Source organism: Sphingobium wenxiniae (genome assembly GCF_007830065.1).
GTDB classification, from domain to species: domain Bacteria; phylum Pseudomonadota; class Alphaproteobacteria; order Sphingomonadales; family Sphingomonadaceae; genus Sphingobium; species Sphingobium wenxiniae.
In genome coordinates this window covers 1-8504 of record NZ_VLKK01000043.1, presented here as the reverse complement: position 1 = coordinate 8504, position 8504 = coordinate 1, and the positions used below count along the sequence as shown (strand labels likewise).

At 64.7% G+C, this 8504-nt stretch carries 10 protein-coding genes; 2 read left to right on the top strand and 8 right to left on the bottom strand.

Features of this window, described 5'->3' with window-relative positions:
- Positions 1–167: 167 nt before the first annotated feature.
- Positions 168–1208, bottom strand: coding sequence for a CDF family Co(II)/Ni(II) efflux transporter DmeF (gene dmeF, locus IQ35_RS20205; RefSeq protein ID WP_145076052.1), 1041 nt, complete (start codon positions 1206–1208; stop codon positions 168–170).
- Positions 1205–1477, bottom strand: coding sequence for a metal/formaldehyde-sensitive transcriptional repressor (locus IQ35_RS20200; RefSeq protein WP_145076049.1), 273 nt, complete (start codon positions 1475–1477; stop codon positions 1205–1207). Before IQ35_RS20200 ends, dmeF begins: the two co-directional genes overlap by 4 nt.
- Before the next feature lie 157 nt (positions 1478–1634).
- Here IQ35_RS20200 and IQ35_RS20195 point away from each other — a divergent pair, with 157 nt between their 5' ends.
- Together IQ35_RS20195 and IQ35_RS20190 are read left to right on the top strand one after the other, a co-directional pair.
- Positions 1635–3116 carry a phytoene desaturase gene (locus IQ35_RS20195; protein ID WP_145076046.1) on the top strand — a complete coding sequence of 494 codons (1482 nt, stop codon included), beginning with the start codon at positions 1635–1637 and terminating at the stop codon, positions 3114–3116.
- Entirely contained in the window at positions 3113–3694 is a 582-nt protein-coding gene (locus IQ35_RS20190) for an LOG family protein (protein ID WP_145076043.1), read from the top strand. The genes IQ35_RS20195 and IQ35_RS20190 overlap by 4 nt, the downstream gene beginning before the upstream one ends.
- Positions 3695–3795: 101 nt before the next feature.
- Here the strand turns inward: IQ35_RS20190 and IQ35_RS20185 are convergent, their stop codons facing one another.
- The 6 genes from IQ35_RS20185 to IQ35_RS20155 all read right to left on the bottom strand — a co-directional run.
- Positions 3796–5145: an ammonium transporter gene (locus tag IQ35_RS20185; RefSeq protein WP_031291106.1), complete on the bottom strand. Its 1350-nt coding sequence runs from the start codon at positions 5143–5145 to the stop codon at positions 3796–3798.
- A gap of 13 nt (positions 5146–5158) precedes the next feature.
- The gene (locus IQ35_RS20180; RefSeq protein WP_021245078.1) at positions 5159–5497 is read right to left on the bottom strand and encodes a P-II family nitrogen regulator; all 339 of its coding nucleotides are present in this window, start codon (positions 5495–5497) and stop codon (positions 5159–5161) included.
- A 168-nt stretch (positions 5498–5665) separates the two neighbouring features.
- Complete coding sequence (locus IQ35_RS20175) at positions 5666–6241, bottom strand: DUF924 family protein (RefSeq protein ID WP_145076040.1); 576 nt, start codon at positions 6239–6241, stop codon at positions 5666–5668.
- Positions 6242–6296: 55 nt separating this feature from the next.
- Positions 6297–7739, bottom strand: coding sequence for a metalloprotease TldD (gene tldD / locus IQ35_RS20170; RefSeq protein ID WP_021245076.1), 1443 nt, complete (start codon positions 7737–7739; stop codon positions 6297–6299).
- A gap of 45 nt (positions 7740–7784) precedes the next feature.
- Complete coding sequence (locus IQ35_RS20165; RefSeq protein WP_021245075.1) at positions 7785–8012, bottom strand: zinc-finger domain-containing protein; 228 nt, start codon at positions 8010–8012, stop codon at positions 7785–7787.
- Positions 8013–8335: 323 nt separating this feature from the next.
- Positions 8336–8504 (bottom strand): transposase (locus IQ35_RS20155; RefSeq protein WP_199740001.1); only part of this gene is annotated, 169 nt, incomplete at its 5' end.

Here is an 8504-nt window from a genome sequence, read left to right as displayed (position 1 = left end):
CCCGAAAAGCCCATCAATCCGAATGCGGTGAAACAAACGCCAGCGATGCCGGTCGTCCGCGCAATACAGCCAGCCGCAGCAAATGCCCAGAGCGGACCCGAAACCGAGCGTCGTGAATAAGAGAGGCTAGTTAGGCCGTCATTCAGAAATCCACCCAAATACCCCCCTCACGCCGTCTCCACCGTCACATGCTCCATCCCCGGCAGCGCGCCGACCTTTGCGCGCACCGCCGCGATGTTCGCGCCGGGCGTCAGGCTGATGATCGCCGCATGAGCATGGGGTCCGACGCGCCAGACATGCAGGTCGCGGATCGTCGCGCCTTCCGCTTCGGCAAGGCTCCGCACTCGCGCCATCAGCGCCGGTTCGGCCGTGTCCAGCAGGATCGCCGACGTGTCCTTCATGAGGCCCCAGGCCCAGCGCGCGATCACCACCGCGCCCAGCAGGCCGACCGCCGGGTCCATCCACCACCAGCCAAGATAGCGCCCCGCCAGCAGCGCCATGATCGCCAGCACCGACGTCAGCGCATCGGTCAGCACATGCACATAGGCGGCGCGCAGATTATTGTCGGCATGGCCGTGCTTGCGGCCGTGCTCATGCTCCTGCCCGTCATGGCTATGGTCGTGGCCCAGCAGCAGGGCGCTCAGCAGGTTGATGGCAAGGCCGATCACCGCGACCAGCGTCGCCTCCCCGAACCGGACGTTCACCGGCTCGAACAGGCGCATCCCCGATTCGACCGCGATGAACAGCGCCGTCACGCCCAGCAGCAGCGCGGAGGCAAAGCCCGACAGGTCGCCGACCTTCCCCGTGCCGAAGGTGAAGCGCGGATTGCGCGCATGTTTGCGGGCATAGCCATAGGCCGCCGCCGCCACCGCCAGCGCGCCCGCATGGGTCGCCATGTGGAACCCGTCCGCCAGCAGCGCCATGGACCCGGTGATCCATCCAAAGACGATTTCCACCACCATGGTCGCGGCGGTGAGCCAGACCACCCACAGCGTCCGCTTCGCATTGCGGTCATGCCCGGCGGTCAGGTAGATATGATCGAAATAATGCAGTTCCTCCAGATCGTCGGGCGGCGGCGGGAAATCGTCCGCCGCCCCGGCCTGCTCCCGTGCCTGCCCATGCGCCTGCTTGTGCGTGTCCCCATGGTCCTGTCCATGGCGATGGTCATGCCCATGATGAGAGTGGCCGTGATCGTCGTGCATCGTCATTTCCCGTATCGCCGGATCAGCGCGAGCATTTCTTCGGCCGCTGCCTGCCTCTCCGTATCGGTCAGGCCGGGGCGCGCCACATGCTCGCGCATATGCTGTTCGATCAGTTCCTCCATCAGGCTGCCCACCGCGCCGCGCACGGATGCGACAAGCTGCAACGTCTCCGAACAGCCCGCATCGCCCATGAGCTGGCGCTCCACGGCCTGAACCTGCCCCGCGATCCGCCGGACCCGCGCCAGCAGCTTTTCCTGATCGGCAACAATATGCATAGGATACCCCCCTATACTATATGCGGCTTTTCGCCAACATCTTTCCCCTCTCTATTTCATTCATGCTTTTGCCGCCCGCCCTCATCGGCATCTTGTGCCCTCCCTCCCCCATGCCCATAAGAGGCGCCATGCTCCCCTTGCAGAACCCGATCGCCTGATGAACAGGAAGGCCGTTGTCATAGGCGCGGGCTTCGGCGGTCTGGCGCTCGCCATCCGCCTCCAGTCCGCGGGGATCGAAACCACGCTGGTGGAAGCCCGCGACCGCCCCGGCGGCTGCGCCTATATGTGGGAAAGGGACGGCTTCATCTTCGACGCCGGCCCGACCGCCATCACCGATCCGGCCTCGCTGGCCGAGCTTTGGCGCTTGTCCGGCCATGACATGGCCGAAGACGTGACGCTGCTCCCCGTCACGCCCTTCTACCGCCTGAACTGGCGGGACGGCACCCAGTTCGACTATGCGGGCGGCGAAGGCGCCCTGCGCGCTCAGATCGCGAAACTCAGCCCGGCCGACGTCGCGGGCTATGAACGGTTCCTGGATCATGCCGACGACATATATGAAGAGGCATGGCGGCGGCTGGGTTCCGAAACCTTTCCCGACTTCGCCTCAATGGTTCGGGCCGCGCCCATGCTGGCCCGCAACCAGGCCTGGCGCTCCGTCCATTCCGTCATTTCCTCCTATGTGAAGGATGAACGGCTGCGGCAGGCCCTGTCATGGCGCGTGCTGATGATCGGCGGCAATCCGATGACGGCCAGCGGGATCAACAGCCTCATCCACAAGCTGGAAAAGCAGGGCGGCGTGTGGTTCGCCCAAGGCGGAACCAACCGGCTGGTGCAGGGCATGGCGACGCATTTCGAGCGGCTGGGCGGCGTGCTGCGGCTGGGCGACCGGGCCGTGCGGATAGAAGTGCACGGCGACAGGGCGGTGGCCGTCCGCACGGCGTCGGGCTGGGTCGGGGAAGCGGAAGCCGTCGCCAGCAATGCCGATCTGGTGCACAGCTATCGCGACTTGCTGGGCCATCATCCGCGCGGCGTGAAGCAGGCCGACCGGCTGACGCGCAAGCGATGGACGCCGGGCATGTTCGTGCTGCATTTCGGGATCAGGGGAAGCTGGCCAGGCATTCCCCACCATATGATGCTGTTCGGGCCGCGCTACGAAGCGTGGCTCAAGGATATTTTCGACTATGGGATCCTGCCGCAGGATTTCGCCCTTTACCTGCAACATCCGACCGTCACCGATCCGTCGCTCGCGCCGGAAGGATATTCGACCTTTTCCGCCATGGCGCCGGTGCCCCATTTGGGCAAATTGCCGATCGACTGGGATCGCCTCGCGCCCGCTTATGCGGAGCGGATACTCGATGAAGTCCAGCATCGGCTGATCCCGGACATCCGGTCCCGCATCGTCACGCAATTCCACATTACGCCCGCCGATTTCGCGCGCGATCTTTCCGCGCATTGCGGCAGCGCATTCAGCCTTGAGCCGCGCTTGACCCAGAACGCCTGGTTCCGGCCGCATAATCAGGACGATGTCATTCCCAACCTCTATCTGGTGGGCGCGGGCACGCATCCGGGCGCGGGCGTGCCTGGCGTCGTGGCCGGTGCGAAGGCGACGGCCGCATTGATGCTGAAAGATCTCGCATGAAGAGACTGGCCGTTTATTGCGGATCGGCCACGCCCGCCGATCCCGCCTTCGTCGAATCGGCCCGGAACGTCGGGCGTGGGCTGGCCAGGCGCGGAATCGGCGTCATCTATGGAGGCGGGCGGCTGGGCCTGATGGGCGCCATGGCGGACGCCGCGCTTGAAGCGGGCGGCGAAGTGATCGGCGTGATCCCGCAAGGGCTGGTCAGCGCGGAAGTCGCCCATCGCGGCTGCACGCACCTCCACATCGTTCAGACCATGCACCAGCGCAAGGCGCTGTTTACCGATCTGTCCGACGGCTTCGTCACCCTGCCGGGCGGGGTCGGCACCATGGATGAACTGTGGGAAGCGATCAGTTGGGCGCAGCTTGGCTATCATACCAAGCCGGTCGGACTGCTGAATGTGAGCTGCTTCTACGATCCGTTGATCGCCTTCTATCGCCAGATGGTCGGGGCGGGCTTCATCCGTCCTGCCCATGCGGACATCCTGATCCACGCCGATACGCTCGACATTTTGCTCGACCGCATGGCGTGCTACCGGCCGCACGAGCCGATCTTCGCGATGAAATCGACGCAGCTTTAGCCCGGACATAAAAATGGGACCGACACTTTCGCATCGGTCCCGAGGTATGTTCGCAGGAGGAACAGGGTGAGGCGGGCGGTCTTCCGACCGCCCTGCCAATCTCAGTAATTGTAGGCGCGCTCGCCATGCTCGCCGAGGTCGAGGCCTTCCTGCTCGACTTCGGGGCCGACCCGCAGGCCGGTCACCGCCTTGGCGATGAAGATGGCGATGGCGGTGCCGATCGCCGCCCAGACGATGGTGGTCGCCGTCGCGAGGATCTGCGTCACGAGCTGGCCGCCGATCGCATAGTCCGCGCCGCCGGGGCCGCCCAGCGAGGGCGCATAGACGATGCCGGTGCCGATCGCGCCGACCATGCCGCCGATGCCGTGGATGCCGAAGGCGTCGAGCGAGTCGTCATAGCCGAGCTTGGGCTTGAGCACCGTGACGGCGAAGAAGCAGACGACCGAGGCGACCGCGCCCAGCACGATCGCGCCGAACGGTCCACTGTTGCCCGCAGCCGGAGTGACGGCGACGAGACCCGCGATCACGCCCGAACAGAAGCCCAGAGCCGAAGCCTTGTGTCCCGCGACACGCTCGGCGACCATCCAGGCCAGAGCGGCCGACGCGGTGGCGACGAAGGTGTTGATCATCGCAAGGGCGGCCGAGCCATTGGCTTCCAGCGCCGAACCGGCGTTGAACCCGAACCAGCCGACCCACAGCAGGCCGGTGCCGACCACCGTCAGCGTCATCGAGTGCGGCGGCATCGGTTCCTTGGGATAGCCCATGCGCTTGCCCAGGATGATGCAGGCCACCAGAGCCGAGACGCCCGCGTTGATGTGGACGACCGTGCCGCCCGCGAAGTCCAGCGCGCCCATCTCGAAGAACAGGCCGCCCGCTGCCCAGACCATGTGCGCGATCGGGAAATAGACGATCGTCAGCCATAGGAGAGCGAAGACCATCACGGCGGAGAATTTGATGCGCTCGACCACCGAACCCAGCACCAGCGCGATGGTGATCGCGGCGAAGGTCATTTGGAAGCAGACGAAGACATATTCAGGGATGACCACCCCGTCGGTGAAGGTGGCGGCGGTCGAATCCGGTGTGATCCCCGCGAGGAACAGCTTGCCCAAGCTGGCGATAAAGGGCTTGAGGCCGTCCGACGCGTCGGGACCGAAGGCCAGGCTGTAGCCATAGGTGACCCAGACCAGCATCGCGAGGCACGCGACCGCGCCGATCTGCGTCATGACGGACAGCATGTTCTTCGTGCGGACGAGGCCGCCATAGAACAGCGCCAGGCCAGGCAGAATCATGGCAAGGACGAGGACGGTGGAAATCATCATCCAGGCCGTGTCGCCCTTGTCCGGAACCGGCGCAGCGGCAGTTGCCGCGTCCTGCGCCCAAGTGGGCAGAGCGGTAAGCAGCGACAGGGCCGCAGCCCCCGCCACGCCGCAAAGTTTCTTGGAAAAGCTCATCATTCCCCCCTTCTTACAGCGCGGTTTCGCCGGTTTCGCCGGTGCGGATGCGTACCGCCTGCCCGACATCGAGGACGAATATCTTGCCGTCGCCTATGGCGCCTGAATTGGCGGCGGCCTGCGTCGCTTCGACGACGCGGGGCGCAAGGTCGTCGTCGCAGACCACCTCGATCTTGATCTTGGGAACCATGTTGGTCGAATATTCGGCCCCGCGGTAGATTTCGGTCTGTCCCTTCTGACGACCAAAGCCCTTCACTTCGCTGACCGTCATGCCCGCGATGCCGAGCGAGGAGAGTGCCTCGCGGACTTCGTCAAGCTTGAACGGCTTGATGATAGCCATGACAAGTTTCATGTCGCCCCCTTTACCTGGTGTGCGACCATCACTCAGCAAGAGCCATGCCAATTCGTTAAACGGGGCTTAACAGGACCTTTTGGGAGAGGCGGTTATGCTGCAGCGCCAAAAAAATGGGCATCAAGGGGAATGTGCCCAAAATTTGGGCAGCCGGGGGGGGGGGATCGTTTACCAGTGCGCGCCTTCCGCCATGGCATCCGCTTCCCCGGGCCTGTCCTTGCGCCCCAGGACCGCGTTGCGATGCGGAAAACGGCCGAACTGTTTGATGACGGCATGATGCCGCCGCGCATAATCCAACGCCTGAGCATCGTCGGCCGCTTCGAACAGGGTGAGCGAAAGCTCCTGATCTTCCAGATCCTCGCTATGCTGAAATGGCATGTAGAAGAAGAGCCGCCCCGCGCCGCCGATCTGGATGTCATAGCCATGCGCTATGCCGCCGCGCGCGATTTCGCGGGCCAGCGGATCGGTGGCGAATGCCGTGGCGCTTTGTCGGAACATGTTACGGGGCATTTGATCGAACAGCAGCACGGCCGCCAGCGCTTCGTCCGCGCGTTCGAGAAAGTCTTCGGCGGGCAATAGCCGTTTTTCTTCCCATACGTCCATGAAGCGGGTCTTGCAGAGTTGGTCCACCTTCGGATTCCATTCCCACCAGCCCTTCTCTCCGATCTGGTTGAACCAGAAGTCGAGCAACGCCGCGGCCCAATCGGCGGTCACGGCATGGGGGCTATCGGTCAGCATATTCATGCCGGATCAATGAGCGTTAGGGGCGAAGGGTTCCTCGGCCCATGGCAGCTTCGCGTCAGGTCGCCGTGCCGCCGACCGTCAGGCCTTCGATCAGCAGCGTGGGTTGTCCGACGCCTGCGGGTACGCTCTGCCCGCCCTTGCCGCACATGCCGATGCCTTCGTCCAGCGCCCAGTCATTGCCGATGCCCGCGACCTTAGTGAGCGCGGTCGGGCCGTCGCCGATCAGCGTCGCGCCCTTGATCGGCTCGCCCAGCTTGCCGTTCTCCACCTTATAGGCTTCGGTGCAGGAAAAGACGAACTTGCCCGATACGATGTCGACCTGTCCGCCGCCGAAGCTCTTGGCGAAGATGCCGGATTTCATGCGGCCCAGCAGCTCCTCCGGGTCGTCCTCGCCGCCCTTGATGAAGGTGTTGGTCATGCGCGGCATGGGCGCATGGGCATAGCTTTCGCGGCGGCCGTTGCCGGTCGGCTCCACGCCCATCAGGCGCGCGTTCAGCCGGTCCTGCATATAGCCCTTGAGGATGCCGTCCTCGATCAGCACATTTTCGCGCGTCGGGGTGCCTTCGTCGTCGATGGAAAGCGATCCGCGCCGGTTGAGGATGGCGCCGTCATCCACCACCGTCACGCCGGGCGCGGCGACGCGCTCGCCCACGCGGCCGGAAAAGGCGCTGGTGCCCTTGCGGTTGAAATCGCCTTCCAGGCCATGGCCGATGGCTTCGTGGACCAGCACGCCGGGCCAGCCCGGTCCCAGCAGCACCGTCATCTCCCCGGCAGGCGCGGCGATGGAGCGCAGGTTCACCCGCGCCTGCGCCAGCGCCTCGTCAATGGCGCGGTTCCAGATCGCGGCTTCCATCACCTCATCGTAGAGATAGCGTCCGCCGATCCCGAACACGCCGGTTTCGCGGCGGCCATTCTCTTCCAATATGACCGAGACGTTGAGCCGCACCAGCGGACGAATATCGGTCGCGGTGAAGCCGTCTGCGCGGACGATCTCCACTACGGACCAGCTTCCCGACAGGCTGACCGACACCTGCGCGACGCGCGGATCGCGGGCGCGGGCAGCGGCGTCGATTTCGGCGCACAGCTTCACCTTCTCGGCGAAGGGCACGATCTCCAGCGGGTTGGCGTCGGTATAAAGATGGCGGTTGGTGCGCAGCGGCGGCGGGGCGGGCTGGCCTTTGGCCGGGTCGAGCAGCGTCAGCGTCTGCGCGGCGCGGCGGATGGCGGCTTCGCTGATGTCGTTGGCATGGGCAAAGCCGGTCATCTCGCCTGAAACGCCGCGCAGGCCAAAGCCCGCATCGGTGGAATAATCCGCTGTTTTCAGCCGCCCGTCATCGAAGCCGAAGCTTTCGCTCGCCCGATATTGCAGGTAAAGCTCGCCATCGTCGCAGGCGCGCAAAGCCTCTGCGGCCAGGCGGCGCGCGCCATCAGGATCGAGCAGGCCCGGACGATAAAGCAGGCCGCGGGCGTCGGTGAACTGGGAAGCAAGATCGGTCATGCGCCTGATATAAGCGCGGCGGCCGTCAAGCCCAACGAAATTTCGTCAGAGGCTCGCGCCTGAAGAAATATCGGGCAATTCACCGACCTCCGGCGTATCCGCCGGGCCGCCGATCAGCACGAAACGCCGATCGCAATAGCCGCAATCGACATAACCATGCTCGTCGATTTCCAGGAAAACGCGCGGATGGCCGAGCGCGGCGGGAATGTCACCGGAACCGTCGCAGGAAACGCGCGGCCGGGAGACTCGGATGATTTCAGGCGGCTGGATCATGGCCGGGTCGATTAGCAGCGCCGGAGCCAGGCGGCAATATGCTGGCGCGGCTGGATCGCGTAAGCAACAGGAGAGGCGGGCAAGATAAAGCGCCTATCGGGCAAATCCGTAAAGCCGCAGCCTGGCCGGTTTACATCCGGCCCGCTTGAGCTTAACCTCTCTTATTCACGACGCTCGGTTTCGGGTCCGCTCTGGGCATTTGCTGCGGCTGGCTGTATTGCGCGGACGACCGGCATCGCTGGCGTTTGTTTCACCGCATTCGGATTGATGGGCTTTTCGGGTTGAAGGGCTGGGCTCGGAGTTCTGCGGCGCTGCCGCATGGGCTACGTCGGCGCAGGCTTCAGCCGGAGAACGAGGGCGCGGAACAGGTCGGCATCCGGACAGGCGGAAGCGAAGGCAATGCGGATGCGGCTAGCACTTTCTACGACGCGCGCAGCGACCTTGAGCAGCCGCAGGCGCAAGGTGGTAAACTCCGCGCTTGCCAGAGCAGCG